The sequence below is a fragment of the Sediminibacterium goheungense genome (assembly GCF_004361915.1).
GTDB lineage: Bacteria > Bacteroidota > Bacteroidia > Chitinophagales > Chitinophagaceae > Sediminibacterium > Sediminibacterium goheungense.
The window spans coordinates 746648-763333 of the sequence record NZ_SNWP01000010.1; the positions used below are offsets into that span (position 1 = coordinate 746648).

At 41.3% G+C, this 16686-nt stretch carries 18 protein-coding genes and 1 tRNA gene; 3 read left to right on the forward strand and 16 right to left on the reverse strand.

Annotated features, from left to right (window positions below):
• Nucleotides 1-156: 156 nt before the first annotated feature.
• Together BC659_RS03220 and BC659_RS03225 are read left to right on the forward strand one after the other, a co-directional pair.
• The gene (locus tag BC659_RS03220; protein ID WP_133473235.1) at nt 157-549 is read left to right on the forward strand and encodes a DUF1573 domain-containing protein; all 393 of its coding nucleotides are present in this window, start codon (nt 157-159) and stop codon (nt 547-549) included.
• Nucleotides 550-647: 98 nt separating this feature from the next.
• On the forward strand, nt 648-1841 hold the full coding sequence (locus BC659_RS03225; protein ID WP_133473236.1) for a pyridoxal phosphate-dependent aminotransferase: 1194 nt from the start codon (nt 648-650) through the stop codon (nt 1839-1841).
• Between the two features lie 268 nt (nt 1842-2109).
• Here BC659_RS03225 and BC659_RS03230 read toward each other — a convergent pair whose 3' ends face one another.
• Genes BC659_RS03230 through BC659_RS03260 form a run of 7 tightly spaced genes read right to left on the reverse strand, consistent with a single transcriptional unit; the run spans nt 2110 to nt 6041 of the window.
• A complete protein-coding gene (locus BC659_RS03230; RefSeq protein WP_133473237.1) occupies nt 2110-2724 on the reverse strand; it encodes a toxin-antitoxin system YwqK family antitoxin in 615 nt (204 codons plus the stop codon).
• Nucleotides 2721-3359 (reverse strand): SCO family protein, encoded by a 639-nt coding sequence (locus tag BC659_RS03235; RefSeq protein ID WP_133473238.1) that lies wholly within the window; start codon nt 3357-3359, stop codon nt 2721-2723. The genes BC659_RS03230 and BC659_RS03235 overlap by 4 nt, the downstream gene beginning before the upstream one ends.
• Nucleotides 3360-3361: 2 nt before the next feature.
• Nucleotides 3362-3757 (reverse strand): hypothetical protein, encoded by a 396-nt coding sequence (locus tag BC659_RS03240; RefSeq protein WP_133473239.1) that lies wholly within the window; start codon nt 3755-3757, stop codon nt 3362-3364.
• A gap of 11 nt (nt 3758-3768) precedes the next feature.
• Entirely contained in the window at nt 3769-4518 is a 750-nt protein-coding gene (locus BC659_RS03245) for a YHYH protein (RefSeq protein ID WP_133473240.1), read from the reverse strand.
• Nucleotides 4519-4573: 55 nt separating this feature from the next.
• Entirely contained in the window at nt 4574-5125 is a 552-nt protein-coding gene (locus BC659_RS03250; protein ID WP_133473241.1) for a Spy/CpxP family protein refolding chaperone, read from the reverse strand.
• A gap of 11 nt (nt 5126-5136) precedes the next feature.
• Entirely contained in the window at nt 5137-5457 is a 321-nt protein-coding gene (locus BC659_RS03255; protein ID WP_133473242.1) for a hypothetical protein, read from the reverse strand.
• 23 nt (nt 5458-5480) lie between these two features.
• Nucleotides 5481-6041: an RNA polymerase sigma factor gene (locus BC659_RS03260; RefSeq protein WP_133473243.1), complete on the reverse strand. Its 561-nt coding sequence runs from the start codon at nt 6039-6041 to the stop codon at nt 5481-5483.
• A gap of 178 nt (nt 6042-6219) precedes the next feature.
• Between BC659_RS03260 and BC659_RS03265 the strand changes: the two genes are divergently transcribed.
• The gene (locus BC659_RS03265) at nt 6220-7614 is read left to right on the forward strand and encodes a hypothetical protein (RefSeq protein WP_133473244.1); all 1395 of its coding nucleotides are present in this window, start codon (nt 6220-6222) and stop codon (nt 7612-7614) included.
• A 74-nt stretch (nt 7615-7688) separates the two neighbouring features.
• Here BC659_RS03265 and BC659_RS03270 read toward each other — a convergent pair whose 3' ends face one another.
• From BC659_RS03270 to pth, 9 genes are all read right to left on the reverse strand, one after another.
• The gene (locus BC659_RS03270; RefSeq protein ID WP_133473245.1) at nt 7689-8156 is read right to left on the reverse strand and encodes a response regulator; all 468 of its coding nucleotides are present in this window, start codon (nt 8154-8156) and stop codon (nt 7689-7691) included.
• Nucleotides 8157-8438: 282 nt separating this feature from the next.
• The gene (locus tag BC659_RS03275; protein ID WP_211340689.1) at nt 8439-10055 is read right to left on the reverse strand and encodes a M20/M25/M40 family metallo-hydrolase; all 1617 of its coding nucleotides are present in this window, start codon (nt 10053-10055) and stop codon (nt 8439-8441) included.
• Between the two features lie 123 nt (nt 10056-10178).
• Nucleotides 10179-11417 (reverse strand): glycoside hydrolase family 5 protein, encoded by a 1239-nt coding sequence (locus BC659_RS03280; RefSeq protein ID WP_133473246.1) that lies wholly within the window; start codon nt 11415-11417, stop codon nt 10179-10181.
• Nucleotides 11418-11744: 327 nt separating this feature from the next.
• Nucleotides 11745-12371: a hypothetical protein gene (locus BC659_RS03285; protein WP_133473247.1), complete on the reverse strand. Its 627-nt coding sequence runs from the start codon at nt 12369-12371 to the stop codon at nt 11745-11747.
• 73 nt (nt 12372-12444) lie between these two features.
• Entirely contained in the window at nt 12445-12837 is a 393-nt protein-coding gene (locus BC659_RS03290) for a response regulator (RefSeq protein WP_133473248.1), read from the reverse strand.
• A gap of 320 nt (nt 12838-13157) precedes the next feature.
• Nucleotides 13158-13231, reverse strand: a tRNA-Met gene (locus BC659_RS03295).
• Between the two features lie 45 nt (nt 13232-13276).
• Nucleotides 13277-15340 (reverse strand): alpha-ketoacid dehydrogenase subunit alpha/beta, encoded by a 2064-nt coding sequence (locus BC659_RS03300; RefSeq protein ID WP_133473249.1) that lies wholly within the window; start codon nt 15338-15340, stop codon nt 13277-13279.
• Between the two features lie 28 nt (nt 15341-15368).
• Nucleotides 15369-15980: a fumarylacetoacetate hydrolase family protein gene (locus tag BC659_RS03305; protein WP_133473250.1), complete on the reverse strand. Its 612-nt coding sequence runs from the start codon at nt 15978-15980 to the stop codon at nt 15369-15371.
• 122 nt (nt 15981-16102) lie between these two features.
• On the reverse strand, nt 16103-16678 hold the full coding sequence (pth, locus tag BC659_RS03310; RefSeq protein ID WP_133473251.1) for an aminoacyl-tRNA hydrolase: 576 nt from the start codon (nt 16676-16678) through the stop codon (nt 16103-16105).
• Nucleotides 16679-16686 lie beyond the last annotated feature (8 nt).

Genomic DNA, 16686 nt, shown 5'->3' on the forward strand with positions numbered 1-16686 from the left:
TCAGGGCTTATTCCGGCATAGATTTGGTTAGTAAATACATATCAGGATCCTGGTATCCGGCATATATCAGGGCTACTAATAAAATTTTAAGGCATCAATAATTTCCCTGATTTAAATTACCCCTAACTTTGAGTAGACAAATAAAATAAACATCATATGAAGAAGTTTTTATTTCTGGCCATTTTGGGACTGGTTTCTACGGTAAGTGTAATGGCGCAGCAGGACATCAAATTTGCAGAAGCATCTTTCAAATTCGGTAAGATCGAACAGAATAAACCTGTTACACATATTTTCACTTATACCAATAATGGTGCTAAACCTGCAGTGATTGAGTTTGCAAGTGCTGAGTGTGGTTGTACTACACCTGAATACAGCAAAGAAGCGATCCTGAAAGGAAAATCAAGCACGATTAAAGTTACCTACAATGCTGCTGCCATGGGTGCATTCAGTAAGCGTGTAACAGTAAAATTTGCAGGTATTAATGACCCTGTAATTTTAACCATTGAAGGTGAAGTGGTTCCTGCCAAACCAAAACCAGGCGCAAAATAGTTTTCCATACCCTGATTGATAGTTGATATTTAAGTTAAGCGGCCCCTCTTTGGGGTCGCTTATGTTTTGTAGTGGTAACGCCTCCCTATCTTTGCGGCATGTTAGCCATTAGTCAACGCGGACAGGCCATGCCTGCCTCCCCCATCAGAAAACTGGTACCTTATGCAGAAGCTGCGAAAAAGAAAGGCACCAAAGTGTATCACCTGAATATAGGTCAACCCGATATTGAGACCCCAAAAATGGTGCTGGATGCCGTACGCAACAGTGATTTTAAAGTACTGGAGTATAGCCATAGTGCAGGCAATGAGAGTTACAGAAAAAAACTGGTAGGGTATTATCAGTCTGTAGGTATTGATGTGAACCACCAGCAGATTATTATTACGACCGGTGGCAGTGAAGCCATCCTGTTTGGCTTTATGGCCTGTCTGGATGCAGGCGATGAAGTAATTATACCTGAGCCCTTCTACGCCAACTACAATGGTTTTGCGGTAGCGGCGGGTGTAAATGTAGTACCTGTAACCTCACATATTGAAAACGGCTTTGCCCTGCCCCCGATTGAAGAGTTTGAGAAAAAAATAACGCCCAGAACAAAGGCCATTGTCATCTGTAACCCCAACAATCCCACTGGTTACCTGTACAGTGCCGATGAAATGGAACAGTTAAAAAATATCATCCTGCGTCATAATCTTTATCTTTTTTCGGATGAGGCCTATCGTGAGTTTTGTTATGATGGCCATCAGGTGAGTGCCCTGCATTTAAAAGGGGTAGATAACCATGTCATCATCATGGATACCATCAGTAAAAGATACAGTGCCTGTGGGGGCAGAATCGGTGCTTTTATAACCCGTAACCAGTCTGTATTAGACGCAGCTATGAAATTTGCACAAGCCAGGTTGAGCCCGCCCAGCTTTGCCCAGATTGCAGGAGAAGCTGCGATTGATCTTCCTGCCGATTATTTTGATACCACTAAGGCTGAATACCGTTCGCGCAGAGATTTGCTGGTAAAAAGACTCAATGCTATGGAAGGTGTTTTTTGTCCCAATCCGGGTGGGGCTTTTTATGCCATTGCCAAATTACCCATCGATGATGCCGATACTTTCTGCCAGTGGTTACTTGAAAGCTTCGACTATGAACAGCAAACAGTGATGCTGGCACCCGCTACCGGTTTCTATGGAACACCGGGATTGGGTAAACAGGAAGTAAGACTTGCATACGTATTAAATTTAGATGATATAAATAAAGCTATGGATTGTTTGGAAGCTGCCTTAAAAGTATACCCAGGTAAACAATAGACTGATAATCATATAAATAAGGGTTAATCTTGATAAGATTAACCCTTATTTAATTTATATTATTAAATTATTAATATTTACGAAATCTAATTTTTTTTGTATTTTTACAGAGTAATTGATGAAAAAATAATTAATTACAAAAAAATAAACTTTGAAATAAAAATTCTTTTATCTTTACTTTAGAAGCGGTTAGTAACGGTGAAGAGTGAAAAAAAATGTGATTTATCTTTTTTCTTATATGGCAAGCAATCGAAGACGTCCCCTGTTTCTACAGGGGACTTTTATTTTGTGCCACTTCCAGGTATTCACCTTTTTCATTTCGCAGGGTATAACAGGGTTTGGCATTCATGAGACCATAACGTCTTGAACCTTTCATTTCAAAACTCATATACACTTTTCCATTCTCCCGCCAGGCTTTTCCCCTGATTTCATTTCCGTCCCTGTATTCAATATGTTTGGCCAACCTCCCATTTAATGACCATTCCCGGAAATCACCATCATACCGGCCATTTGAAAAATGATACTCGAACCTCAGCTGACCGTTCTCCCACCAACCTTTATGTACACTATCTTTTTCCCCTTCAACAAAATACCGTTCAGATTCTTTCTGCCCATTATCAAACCATGTCACCAGCATACCTTCCTCTTTACCCTTATAATAGCCCTGCATGCGCTGCATGGTACCATTTGCATAAAAAGCATGTAAATGACCGCTGAACAAGGTATCAGCATAATACATAAGTCCGTTCACCAGTTTCAAACGGGGATCATCAGCTACCACCCCTACCGGTGGAATAACAGGATGCAGCTTTTTCTTTACCTGCTGCTGATTTCCATTACAGGCTATTAACAGAAAAACACATATGGTCAGATGCCATTTCATTCTTCCTGCAAACGTTTAATATCAACGATTAAATTGCGGATATCAGCTTCGGATGTGCCTTTGTATACACCCCTTATCCTTCTTTGTTTATCGATCAGCAACACATTCTCCGTGTGCAGAAAATCATTTTCCGCCTGCGCCTCTCCAAGATCCTCATCAGCGAAATAAGACTTTCTGGCAAGGGTATAAATTTCACTCCGTGTGCCAGTTAATAAATGCCATTGTTGCTGATTGATCTTATACTGTCTGGCATACTGCTGAAGCCTGCTTACACTATCTGTTTCAGGGGTTACGGAATGTGAAAGAATCAATACGCCCTCATCACCTTTAAAGGCTTCCTGTACCAATGATATATTATTGGTGAGTCTTTTACAGATACCGGGGCAATTGGTAAAGAAGAAATCAGCCACATATATTTTGTCTTTCACCGTTTGCTCAGTCACTTTTTCGCCAGACTGATTGATAAATGAAAAGGCCGGTATCTGGTGAATGGGCTGTTCTAATTCCTTTACAGTAAACCAATGTGGTGTAAAATCCGCAGTAACATAAAAAGGCAACTGATCGTCTGCTTTTTTACTGCTTGTACAAGCCTGAACAAAAAGGAAAAGAATCAGTAAACAATTTCTACAGCGCATTATTACTCTTTTGATGGTTTAGGTGCACCCGGAGGACCTTGAGGCCGCAAAGTTTTTTCAATCTCCAGGTATTTTTTGTACTGAGCCTCTGTTAAAGCTGCTTTAATAGAAGCATCACGCTTTTGTGCCAATGGTTCAATCTTAGCCTTGTCGGGCTGAGGTGGTGGTGGTGGTGCCTGCGGGCGAAGCTTATCAGCTTCTTTAAAGAAGGCACTAAAAGCATCATTTACCACAGCTTGCTGCTTCGCAGACAACTGTAGTGCTGTCTTCAGCTTTTCATTCACCCGCTTCAATCTTTCTTCTGCTGAAGGAGGTTTGGGTGGACCACCTGCCGGTTGTGCATGCAGCATAGAGCAGATGGCTATCAGTGTGAAGGCCAACAAAATTATTTTTTTCATACTTACATTTTTTATTGTGTTACGGTACCAGGTGTTCCATAAAAACCATTTCCATTAATGTATGGTGCATCAGCTGTAATATGATAATGATAAATACCATTGGGATAATCAGCTGTTACTGCAAAATGACCATGATAGGTATCGAGCTGGCTGCTGGTTAATACCAAACCATTTTCCATCGGACCATATACAGGAAATCCATCCAGTAAAAACCCAATCAGCGCGTTACGTCCCTTTTGTGCTGTGATATAAAGTGGTTCTACATGATAATGGTATTGCCCGGTTTGTTGCGGGTGACCATTATACTGATCAAAACTATTGATCTCATTGGTGAGTGGTGCATTACCTGCTGCATACTGATTAAACAGGGGTACCCCATTAATAGAAATGCCCATCGGCCCCAGTGAGGTAGCTACTGAAGAAGTGGCTTTTGCAGGATTGATCGGAATCTTAAATACATAACTCTGCGACTGTATACTGTTCGGATTTTTTGCGTAGTTGGGATTGGTGCCATTGTACGCTTCATATTGTGCATGGGTTGTTGCAAAATATGGACTCTTATGATCGGGTATACCTGTACTTTTTAATACGATATAATTTCCTTCCACCGATATCGTTACAGATGTATTGAACTTTTTAAATACATCGGGAACAGTAGCAGTGGTTCCTGTTCCGCTACCTGCTGTATCTTTTTTACAGGCCAGTATCAGCGAAGCTCCTGCAATAATGAGGCAGGTTGTTTTGAGCATAATATATTTCATAACAGCTTTTTCTTATTAGATGTAAAAGAGAGAACAAACCTTCGCTGCATCTCGATTATTTTTCAGGCGCGGGTCTTTCATGTGGTGGCGGACCATCCGGGTGCGGCCCTGGCGGTCTTCCATCACGCGGAGGTGGGGGGCCTTGCGGACCGGACAACATACGTAACACTTCATGTATGATTTCATCAAACTTTTTCTGCTGCACAGGCGTACATATGGATCTGATTTTTTTGAAATGATCGAACGTGATTTTTGAAAGTTCAGCATCGTACCTGGCTGAAACGGTTGCTGCCTGATCAATTTCAGTTGCAGTGATCCCTTCTTTTTCTAAAAGACTGAAAAAAGTTTCTTTGGCCTCTCTGTTCTTTTTTCTGATTTCCCGTGTCGCAGAGCGGTGCTCATCTCTAAACACAATGAGTTGCTGCTGCTGCGCACTATCCAGTTGTAATTCTTTTATCAAAAAAGTCATAGCGCCACCCTGTGGGGGAACAGCTTCTTCAAGGGGTACTTTTTTTGACCACCAGAAAACAGCTAGGGTTGTAACATTGAGTAATATCAATATTACAAATGCAACTGTGAGCCATTTATTTTTAGCAATAAAATTCATCGCAGGTTGATTTAATTATTGATGTCGACCGAATTATTCAGGCTATATTCATACATAAAACCTGACATACTTGCTTCCTGTTGCTTCAGGGACATTTTCTTTGCGAAAAAAATATCGCCTAGTGTAAAAAGATTCAATATTACAAGGCAGCCAACCAAGGCTAACACAGGAACAGGTTTCAGGATTAATTGCCAGCCGGTATTTTTTTGAGGCAATAATTCTTTTTCCATTCTGGCAGCCAGTCTGGTTTGAAAATAAACGGGCGCTTCTGCTCTCTTGATATGATCGAAGCAGTCTAAAAAATCGTTGTTATGTGAATGTTCTTTGTTCATATAATGGTAGATGAATGGGAGAATTAGTGTCTGATTTTTGCTAGTTTTCTTCGCAGGTTTTCCCTGGCCCTATGCATCAATGATTCTACGGCTTTAATACTCACCTGCAATATCTCTGCTACCTCTTCATAACTAAGCCCTTCGGTTTTCAATAAGAGGAAGCAAATACGCTGGTTTTCCGGTAATGACTGAATGGCTTTAAAAACAGCGGCTGCTTTTTCCTTATGTTCCAGTTGTATACCCGGGTGATGAAAATGTACAGGTTCATTAGATGAGTCGCCCAGACCAACCCAGGCTGCAAGTGTATGAATGCCCCTGCGCAATTTTTTTTTCCTTTGCCAATCAAGTGCCTTGGTTATGGCAATCCGGTATAACCAGGTGCTTAGTTTTGCCTCACCCCGGAAATCACGGATGGACCTGTATACCTGAATAAATACCTCCTGCGATACATCTTCGGCTTCCTGTTCGTCCTGAATAATGCCCAGTACGGTATTATATACCATATCCTGACTACTTTCCACCAAATGGCGAAAGGCCAGCTCATTTCCGGCTTTCAGTTGCAGAATCAGGTTTTCTTGGTTCAAACAGGGCTTAATTATATAATTAGACGTCTCAACCTACAAAATCCTTCGCCTATCGAATAATTTTTTTGATTCCCATCCTGTCTGACTAAATTGCCATAGAAACCCTTTTATCAACTGTTTAACAGCTTGGCAGCTTATAAAAAGCAACAGGCCGGGCAGTTACAGTATCTGAAGAAATATGATGAAAACCCTGATCACCTGCCTATGTTTCCTCATTTGCCTCACAAAAATCGGAGCGCAAAGCTACCAGTCTACCTATGGCTCTGCTTTTGCAGGTAGTACTTCTATTAAAAACAACCCTGCTTCCTCTGTTAATTCGGCGTACAAGTGGGACCTTACTTTGTTTACCGCTCAGGCCCGTATCAGCACCAATTCTCTTTTCATGCGTAAGGACTCCGCTTTTTTAAACGGAGGGTCACTGGCGCGTTTTCTCCATAATAACGTTGATATCAGTCTGCTCAATTTTTTATACAAACCCAATAACAAACATGCATTTGCATTCAACCTGAGGGTTCGAAGTTATAACCATGCACGTACTGCACCCATATTTGCCAGTGATTCCATCTATAGTATCCATGATTTTATTGTTCAAAACAGAACCACTCCTTACCTGGAAGGTTTTGTTACGCATAGTGGCTGGCTGCAAGGCGATTTCAATTATTCACGCATATTAAGCGAAACACATAACAGCAGGCTTACCGGCGGTGTAACACTTCAGGTAATGAAAAATATATCTGCTGCTTATGGACGTGTGAGTAAAATGAGTTACCTCGAGTCAAAAACGTCTACCGATACACTCTACACTTTTGTAACCGGAGGCGGTGCTTTTGGCTATTCATCAAACTATGATGAAACTTCTTCGGGCACTTCATCAACCGGTAAAGATTTTTTAAAAAATACCATCACTAATTTCGGACTCAGTCTGGGTGTTGAATATTTATTGTATGCAGAAGCTCCTACTGCCTACCAGCAGAATAATGCCATCAACTATCAGTGGAAAATCGGTGCTGCTTTAATGGATCTGGGTGCCAGCCGTTATAAATCAAGTGCATTCAGTTCACAATTCAGAAATGTTGATCCAGGCATTACAGATATGACCATGGATCAGAAATTTACCAATATTCAGAACGGACAGGATTTACGGGATTCATTGGCTACTGTTTTCAATAATGCAGACAGTGTTGGTGGTAAATTTAAAATCGGAAGCCCTACACGTCTGGTTATAAATGTTGATCGTTCATTTGGCAATAACCTCTATGTTAATGCTGATCTCAGTATTAACCTGCATGGCACTTCCGGTTATAAAAGATTGCTCACAAGAGAAATTAACCTGCTCACGATAACACCCAGATGGGAAACCATTAACTGGGGCTTTTATTTACCTATCCAATACAATAGCCAGGGGCAGTTTCATATAGGCGCCGCATTCAAAGCCGGACCACTTGTATTGGGTATCCACAATATTCAATGGGCCAAACAAATCAAAAACCTCAGTGGTGGCGGTTACCTGATGTTAAGTATTCATCCTTTTAATAAAAAGAAAGTGGTGAGCAAACTGGATTGTCCGGAATGAATTTAGTGAGCAGTGAGTAGTCAGTAGTGAGTAAAAGAAAAACACTCACTACTGACTACTCACTACTCACTCTTCTACGCGATCATCTGCCCTTGCCTTCCTGACAACTGACCTATTGGGGGGAAACGAAAATCTATTTTGGAGAATTTTTCTTTCAGCTTATTAAGTACTTCAAAACTCAGTGGATTCTGAATCAGCTCAATCACTGCTGAAAAACGTTTTAGCTTAAACATATCATCCGGGTCGATCGATGATGTAAGTATTACAAAGCGAACAGAAGGGAAGATATAAGCATATTTTTCAGCGAATAGCTCCATAAATTCCCAGCCATCCATTACCGGCATATGCAAATCGAGAAATACCAATTCCGGCACATCATTGGGACCTTTACTGTTGAGTAAAAAATGATCAAAAATCTGTAAGGCTTTTACGCCATTGACTGCAGTAATGACTTCTCCCGCGAATCCTGTTTTGCCAATCATTTTACTTGATACAAACAGAGATATTTCGTCATCGTTCACAACCATTACTTTCCTGAACATATACTTTTTTTTGGTTACCAATTACCTTTCATGCTTATATACTATGAAAATAGCTGGTGGATGCTGGACTTTCAGACCCGAAATCAGTCATCTGGATAATCATTGATTTCTATACCAAAGTTCGTTCGAGGAAAACCATCGTGCAATAAAGGTTATCGTTAAAAACACGTAGAAGAAAGAGCAGAAAAAGTAGTACAATCACTACATACACTACAAAAGATAAAAAAAACTGGTTCCGGAGTATTCCGGAACCAGTCATATACAAGGATATGATTCCTTTATTTAATTCAGTCCACCCTTACGTGTGGCTTTTGTGGGGCTGGGCCACTCACCTGGTTTACCTGTTCTTGGATTGATAGGCAATACACTCTTTTCGCGTGATGATTTAGCACTGTCTTCACTGGCCATATAGGCAAGTATGGCTGTTAAGATGGCATTATTACGTACATCATCAAATACGATCTTATCATACGTATCACGGTTGGTATGCCATGTATAGTTACCATATGACCATCCCAAAGAACTCAATGAAAATGCAGGTGCGCCGGCTGCAAGGAAAGATGCAAAATCAGATCCGCCACCTCCGGGAGAACCGGGGAAACTGGTCGTAATATGTTGGCGGATATCACCTGGCACTCTTGATAACCAACGGTTGATATACTCATAAGAATGCAGAAAACCCTGACCTGAAATATTGCTTACACGGCCTGTACCATTGTCCTGATTAAACAATGCCTGCAGGTTGTTTACAATTTCAGGATGATCTTCCACAAATGCTCGGGATCCGTTCAAGCCCTGTTCTTCACTTCCCCAATGACCCACTAAAATGGTTCTTTTGGGGTTAGGGAGGATTTTTTTCAGGATACGCATCGCTTCCATCATAGTCAGGGTACCGGTACCATTATCCGTTGCGCCTGTACCGCCATCCCATGAATCGAAATGAGCTGAGAGAATTACATATTCGTCTGGCTTTTCTGATCCTTTGATTTCTGCAATAGTGTTAAATGTTGGCTGTACACCTGTTTCTTTCGAATCGGCACGAACACTGATTTGTGGCTTGCTACCTGATTCTGTTAAACGATATAATAAACCATAATCTTCCAATGCCAGATCAACTGTGGGCGTTTTTTTGGTATTGGCACTGAAAATTTTATTCACGCCGAAACCATTCGACCAATTACACTGCACTACGCCCAAAGCACCTGCATTTTCGAGTGCTGCTGCGAGTGTACGGGCATTGTACCCGGTTTTCGATATTCTTCTGGCCCATGCCTGTGTTTGTTCTGTACGCTGTTTCTTCATTTTTTCAATCGACTCCTTGGTACCGAATTCATCCCAATTATAATCCGGACGACCTGTGGGTTGTGCCATGGATACCAGCACAAATTTTCCTTTTACAGAAGGTAGCCATTGTTGAAAAGCAATTGAATCTGCCAGATCAGGAATGATGACTGTTTCTCCGGTTACCGTTTTTCCGCCGGTACTCGGGCTCCATGCCAACTGTGTACCTTCCAGCGATTTCGTCCAGGGTGCTACCATATCAATATGGGTAATACCCCGATCCCATCCACGCCATTCGCCCCATTTTTCATTACGGGCAGTGATACCCCAGCCTGTATATTTCGCTACTGCCCAATCATTGGCCTGCTTCATTTTAGGACTTCCTACCAAACGGGGGCCGATGCCATCCATTAACTCATGGGCCAGTTTCTCCAGCTGAGAGTTTTCAGTACCTTCTTTTACTATCGCATCAACAGTAGCATCTTTAATGGATGGAGGAGCTCCTCCACCTGGTCTTTGAGCCATCGTTATGCTGCCGGTAAATAGTGCCGCAGTAACAAAAAGCGATGCCATATACCTGATACGGCCTTGTCGCAAAAAGTTGGTTTTGGTTTTCATGCACGTAAGATAACCAAACAGGCTGTAAAGCAAAAGCAGAATTATGGTTTAGGGATGAGCGGATGAATATGCAAGCAAAAGTCAAAAGTAAAAATTCAAAAAACACCCTCTCTTTTTGAATTTTTACTTTTGACTTTTGATATTTGATTTTAATTCCCCCCCGATACCCCTAATATAAGGAAGATTGAAAAAGTAGTTCTGCTCCCGCATATTTTGCAGAAATGCAGTCAGGGCCTTTTCTATGACCGATATATCTTTTGGACGGGCTCTACGGATATCTTCATGGGATGCCCGAAGGGATTTTGTATATGCTACCAGACTATCCCATCCGGCAGGTTTGGGAAAACTTACCAGACAACTGGTACTTTCCATTTTTTTATAGGGCCAGAAATGCCATCCGATTTTATTTTTTTCCAGCAGTTTTCTGAACGCAAGTATCCACCGGTCATCATTTTCTCCGGTCTCACCTACATATACAGGCACATTGTACCTGTTGCTGAAATCAACATACTCCTGTATCACTTCCTGTGTGGTATCGGTCCAATATTTATGAAAACTATAAACCAGCTTCTTGTCAAAAGGCTGGGAAAACATGGTAAACTTTGAAGCCCATTGTGCGCCTTCCAGAAAAATGAGGTGGTTTTTATCAACCTGCCTTATTGATGCTACTATTCGTCGATACAAAGGTTCCAAGAGTGGATTTAGTGAAGCCTGATCAAAAAAATGGGCAATAGGTTCGTTGAGTAAATCATAGCCAAGGATGATACTCTCATTACGATACCGGTTTGCAATTCTTTTCCAGATATCGATCGTTTTTTGCTGGCAGCCACTATCCGTATAAAGGAATGGATACCCATAGCTATTGTCGATATTATCACCCGTTTGTCCACCCGGCGCTGCATGCATATCGAGCAACAAATACAACTGGTATTTTTTACACCATTTTACAACCCTGTCTATATAATGAAAACCACGGGTACTATCGTTGGCTCCCAGATAAGACTCAAGTGTAAACAACCGATAGTCGAAAGGCAGGCGCACCGAATTAAAATTCATTTCTTTTAATAAACGGATATCAGCTTCGGTAATATAGGTATCAAGATATTGTTTCCAGAAAAAACTATTGGCCGAAGGACCTATGAGTTCCAACAAAGCCTGTTCTATCATCCATGGTGCATTTACTTTCTCAAATTTGAACATATAACCTTCCGGTAGTAGCCAGTTACCCAGGTTGGTACCCTTTATCAGCATCGGTTTGCCATCAGGAAAAAAAATTTGTTTGCCCCTGGCAGTAACGAAGCCATTTTGTGACTGTGCAGAAACCAAGAAGCAAACAAGCGTTAGTATGATAAAAAATCGCATAGTAAAAGTTTATGCATAACAATTTACTATATAAATAATGATTGAGGAACTGTCGCTTTCTTTTTCAAAGAAGAACGGCAGTCTCTTATGATTTTCCGGATAAAATGTAAAAAACAAACTGCCATTTGTCATTAAAAAGATAAGCTTTATCATATTTTCTCAACTTTCTGAATTATTAATTGTAATATTGACACTTTATATCGTGCATCTGAACTTGAGGCAAAACGCTGGTACCGGCAGAGCGGTACAACATTCATCAGGAGACCCATATATGGCAGTATATTGGTTCTATTAAGCACCACAAAGCCCCTTTCCAGGGGCTTTTTTTTACCATAGTAATTCTCTTATATCAATCAACTTTCTGTTTTGCGGTACCGTCTTTTGTATTCCGGCATAGTTAGCGGGAAGTATCGAACACCGGTGAAATGTGCCGAGATATTCAAAAATAAATTGTTCCTCGATATAATAACGTTGGTGCCGACCGTCTGATTTTCCGTTAATTTTTATTTCGACTGGCTGGCCTTCTTTCAAAACAGAAAGTTTATACGATGCAGGTCGCTTCGGATACCAGGGATAGTCTGGCCCATTGAAAAACAATTCAATTTCGTCATGACTTTTGATCTGCAGAAAAGTGATTCCCAATGATGTGACTGCTTGGGTATACAGATTTAACGAATCTTTCCAGTCAAATAACAGATCTCGTTCATTAACAGTACAATCGTCCAGTAGAAACACTATTGAATACCGGTTGATGGTTTCAAATGCAGGCTGGTTATCCGGGAGATAAAGTTCTCCTTTTGCTACATAACCACTTTTTGAATGTTTTTCCGGCCACCGCAACCAGTCGCGCCCATTTTCGGAAGCCATCTGTCCTTTTTCAAAAAGACCCGCATTTCTAAATACCTGAATAATTTTCAGACCCTTGGGCAGATGTATTTCAGTTTGCTTTTTCATACTTCAATAAAACTAGCCTAATAGAAAATAGTATCAGTAATAAAACTGATCCGCCTAGTATTATTATACTGGTTTACGATTGCAAAATAACGGGAAGTAATGCCTCGTCAATAGGTTTACTGAACATATCTGCTATATGAGGATGTGCTGCGGCTCTGTTTTTATCATTATGGTCAATACTGGAGCTGAGTAAGTAAATTTTTAATCGCTTTAATAGCAGAGGATGATCTGTTTGCAATAATTCAATAAACTGCCATCCGGTCATCAATGGCATATTGATATCTACAAATAATATCGTTTGATCTGGATCATCAACTGTGTTTTCCAGAATAAGATATTCCAATGCCGCGAGCGGGTTTTCGAAAACACTTACTGATAACCCATGATTATACAAGGCAATGATTTCCCGGTTAAGGAAATTGGCAACATAATCATCATCAATTAATATGATTTTAGGGTTATTCATTTAATTGCTGTAAATGTAATAACAATGCACTTCATTTTGCAATCAGATAAAATACTTACATCAAAAGAAAGTAGCATTTCGAATGCATATTTTTCATTAATCCTAATTTATTAAAAAGCTATTTTAAAACTAAAAGCAGGTGTACAACAAACGTAGTTATTAAAATATTGATGGTGACTCGTTTTATAAACCAAGCGATTTATGATTGTAGTCGTTCATTAAAAATAACTTCAAATAAATACCAATAAAAATCTGGAATCGAATCTGAGACCTCGAAGTATTATAAAAAAAGAGTCTTCTTGTGAAGACTCTTAATATTGTAGCGGGATCGGGAGTTGAACCCGAGACCTTTGGGTTATGAATCCAACGCTCTAACCACCTGAGCTACCCCGCCATCTGTAAATTTGCATTTACGGGGTGCAAATATAGGGGTTCGGGCTTAGTATGCCAACAATTTCGCAATCCTGTTTCCTACGGTTGTGGCATTGGGTAGCATGGCCGCTTCGAGCGCCAGATTGATGGGTACCGCCGGCAGGTTCAGCGAGCCCAGCACTTCTACCCTGGCATCCAGAAAATGATAGCATTGATTGCTGATACGGAGAGCCAGCGCCTCTGCAAAAGAGTTATTCTGCTGCTCTTCGCTCAATACCAGTACTTTCCCATGCTTTTTAACCAGCTGAAAAATCTGCTCTTCGTCTAAAGGATGTAAAGTACGCAGATCCAATACTTCCACCTGACCCGGGAAATTGGCCGCAGCCGCTTTGGCCCAGTAAACACCCATTCCATAGGTAATTACACAAACCGATTCACCTTTTTTCACTTTCCCGGCCTCAGCCTGCAAAACAATATTAGCCTTCCCCAGGGGTAAAATATAATCTTTGGCGGGTTCAATGGTTTTGGCATCTTCTGTTCCGGGCACCTTACTCCAATATAAGCCTTTATGTTCCAGCATTACCACCGGATTGGGGTCATGATAGGCCGCCTTCATCAAACCCTTCATATCTGCCGCATTTGAAGGATACACTACCTTAATACCTTTGATGGTTAATAAAGTACTTTCTACACTTCCGCTATGATATGGGCCACCTCCACCATAAGCCCCGATCGGCACACGCAATACCATACCCACCGGAAACTTCCCGTTAGACAAATAGCAGGATTTAGATAATTCTGTTACCAGCTGATTAAACCCAGGATATATATAATCCGCAAACTGTACTTCTACCATCGGTTTTAACCCAAGTGCAGAGAGGCCGGCTGTTGAGCCTACAATATAGGCTTCCTGAATAGCCGTATTGAATACCCGGTGATCTCCAAATTTATCGGCAAGTGTGGCTGCTTCGCGGAATACACCACCCAAACGGGCACCTACATCCTGACCATATAAAAGCGCTTCCGGAAATTCTTCCATGATTTCTTCAATAGCATGCAGGGCCGCATCTACCATTAATACTTTCTCTGCGTTTCTGGGGGTACGTTGCCCCTTTTCTTCTTTAACAGGTGTAGGTGCAAATACATGCTCTTCCACCGTTGCAGGATCAGGTTCCGGTGATGCCTGCGCCCGATGAAAATCGGCCAATACTTTTTCGGTGGCTTCTTTCTCCACTGCACTTATCGTATGTTCAGCAATGCCTACATCTATCAGCAATAAACGCAACTTTGGCAGCGGATCGTAAGAACCATGTTTTAACAGGTCTTCCCTGCTGCGGTAAAATTCTCTTCTTACCCCACTGGTATGATGCCCCAGCAACGGCACTTTGGCATGTACAAGCGCAGGTTTTCTTTCTGTTCGGGTATATTCAATGGCTTCTGCCATGGTTTCATAGCTTCTGATAAAATCACTGCCATCGCATTGCCATCTTTTCAACCCTTTAAATCCTGCCGCAAAATCATAGGCATTCATGGCACGTACTTCTTCTGCCGATGCGCTGATGCTCCATTGATTATCCTGTACGAGGTAAATAATGGGCAGCTGCTTCAGTACTGCAAACTGCATGGCTTCACTCACTTCACCTTCAGTTACACTACCATCACCTAACGAACAAACCACAATGGGTAACTGCCCGTTTACAGAAGGCAGTTTTTCACTTTGTATTTTTTCAAGATACTGTAAACCCTGCGCCAGTCCGGTGGTAGGTATGGTTTGCATACCGGTAGCGCTGCTCTGGTGTATAATAAAGGGACGGTTCACATCTCTGCTGCTAGGATGGCAATAATAGGATCTGCCTCCCGAGAAGGGGTCTTCTTTTTTTGCCAGCAACTGCAACATTAGTTCATAGGGCTGGAAACCGACCGACAGCATGATGCTGTCATCACGGTAATAAGGGCTTACCCAGTCGCAGGGTAATAATTGCATACCTGCAGCCAGTTGAATGGCTTCGTGGCCTCGTGAGGTAGAATGCACGTATTTACAAACCTGTTTGTTGGCATCATAGGTATCACACATGGCTTTGGCAGTAACCATGTATTTATAGGCCTGTAATAATATTTCCGGGGTAAGCATCAACCGTATTAACGAGTCCTGGCTCTTTTTATTTGATCTCCAATTCAAACATTTTATCTTCTTTGAGATAACCTTCCAGTATATCTCCCACGACGCATTCTCCCACACCTGCTGGCGTTCCTGTAAAAATCAGGTCTCCGATATTGAGTGAAAAGTATTGTGAAATATGCGCAACGATATAGTCACAGGAAAAAATCATATGTTGAGTATTGCCATCCTGTACCAGTTCTTTGTTTTTACGCATGGAAAAAAGTATAGGCGAACGCATGGTATCAGATTGCAAGGGCACCCATTTTCCAATAACCGCCGACTGATCCCAGGCTTTTGCTTTTTCCCAGGGAAGTCCTTTTTTCTTGAGTTCGGCCTGTATATCTCTGGCCGTAAAATCAATTCCCACGGTTATGGCATCATAATAACGGTTTGCCTGGTGCTCCTGAACATATTTTCCGTTTTTGGATATACGTAATACCAACTCTGCCTCATAATGCAGCTCATTGGTAAATTCCGGATAATAAAAAGGTGTATTGGGTTGAAGCAGTGCAGACTTTGGCTTCATAAAAATAACCGGCTCCTCTGGCACTGTATTTCCTAACTCTTTTGCATGGTCTACATAGTTCCTGCCTACACAAAAAATTTTCATACACGTTGATTTAATATTAACCAGACATCATTTCGATCACCCGGCCAGCATGGGTTGATGGTTAATCAATGGGTTGAATTGGATAATATTGAACCTTACAAACGTTGAAATACAGCTTTCTATTATAAAAAATTCATATTATTTGCCGTATTCATTGTCTTTTCAAGTCCAATGGTAGCAAAAGATTCTATGATTTCTACCGATTTATCAATCTTCTGTTGCACAATCGCTTGCTCTTCGGGTAACCATCTGCCCAGTACAAAGTCTACCTGTCGGCCTTTGGGATATTGATTTCCAATACCGAAACGAAGTTTAGGGTATTGATCTGTGCCCAATGTAAGCTGAATATCTTTCAATCCATTATGGCCCGCATCTGAACCCGATCCCCTAAGCCTGATTTTGTTCAGGGGCAAAGCTAAATCATCTACAATCGTCAACGTGTTCGCCAACTCGATTTTTTCTTTATCCATCCAATATTTAAAAGCTTTGCCACTCAGGTTCATATAAGTAGTCGGCTTTATACATATAAAAGTTCTGCCCTTCCATTTCACTTCTGCTACTTCTGCCAACCTGTCGAGTTTAAAAAAAGCATTGTGCCTTAGTACAAAAGCCGTTACCACATCAAAACCAATATTATGACGGGTATGCCTGTATTCTTCTCCTATATTACCTAACCCGATTATCAGGAACTTGTTCATAGCACAAC

Bases quoted from the DNA above. Each gene is read 5' to 3' on its own strand.
- BC659_RS03220 (WP_133473235.1), top strand. From the start codon at position 157: ATGAAGAAGTTTTTATTTCTGGCCATTTTGGGACTGGTTTCTACGGTA.
- BC659_RS03225 (WP_133473236.1), top strand. From the start codon at position 648: ATGTTAGCCATTAGTCAACGCGGACAGGCCATGCCTGCCTCCCCCATC.
- BC659_RS03230 (WP_133473237.1), bottom strand. From the start codon at position 2,724: ATGAAATGGCATCTGACCATATGTGTTTTTCTGTTAATAGCCTGTAAT.
- BC659_RS03235 (WP_133473238.1), bottom strand. From the start codon at position 3,359: ATGCGCTGTAGAAATTGTTTACTGATTCTTTTCCTTTTTGTTCAGGCT.
- BC659_RS03240 (WP_133473239.1), bottom strand. From the start codon at position 3,757: ATGAAAAAAATAATTTTGTTGGCCTTCACACTGATAGCCATCTGCTCT.
- BC659_RS03245 (WP_133473240.1), bottom strand. From the start codon at position 4,518: ATGAAATATATTATGCTCAAAACAACCTGCCTCATTATTGCAGGAGCT.
- BC659_RS03250 (WP_133473241.1), bottom strand. From the start codon at position 5,125: ATGAATTTTATTGCTAAAAATAAATGGCTCACAGTTGCATTTGTAATA.
- BC659_RS03255 (WP_133473242.1), bottom strand. From the start codon at position 5,457: ATGAACAAAGAACATTCACATAACAACGATTTTTTAGACTGCTTCGAT.
- BC659_RS03265 (WP_133473244.1), top strand. From the start codon at position 6,220: ATGATGAAAACCCTGATCACCTGCCTATGTTTCCTCATTTGCCTCACA.
- BC659_RS03270 (WP_133473245.1), bottom strand. From the start codon at position 8,156: ATGTTCAGGAAAGTAATGGTTGTGAACGATGACGAAATATCTCTGTTT.
- BC659_RS03275 (WP_211340689.1), bottom strand. From the start codon at position 10,055: ATGAAAACCAAAACCAACTTTTTGCGACAAGGCCGTATCAGGTATATG.
- BC659_RS03280 (WP_133473246.1), bottom strand. From the start codon at position 11,417: ATGCGATTTTTTATCATACTAACGCTTGTTTGCTTCTTGGTTTCTGCA.
- BC659_RS03285 (WP_133473247.1), bottom strand. From the start codon at position 12,371: ATGAAAAAGCAAACTGAAATACATCTGCCCAAGGGTCTGAAAATTATT.
- BC659_RS03290 (WP_133473248.1), bottom strand. From the start codon at position 12,837: ATGAATAACCCTAAAATCATATTAATTGATGATGATTATGTTGCCAAT.
- BC659_RS03300 (WP_133473249.1), bottom strand. From the start codon at position 15,340: ATGCTTACCCCGGAAATATTATTACAGGCCTATAAATACATGGTTACT.
- BC659_RS03305 (WP_133473250.1), bottom strand. From the start codon at position 15,980: ATGAAAATTTTTTGTGTAGGCAGGAACTATGTAGACCATGCAAAAGAG.
- pth (WP_133473251.1), bottom strand. From the start codon at position 16,678: ATGAACAAGTTCCTGATAATCGGGTTAGGTAATATAGGAGAAGAATAC.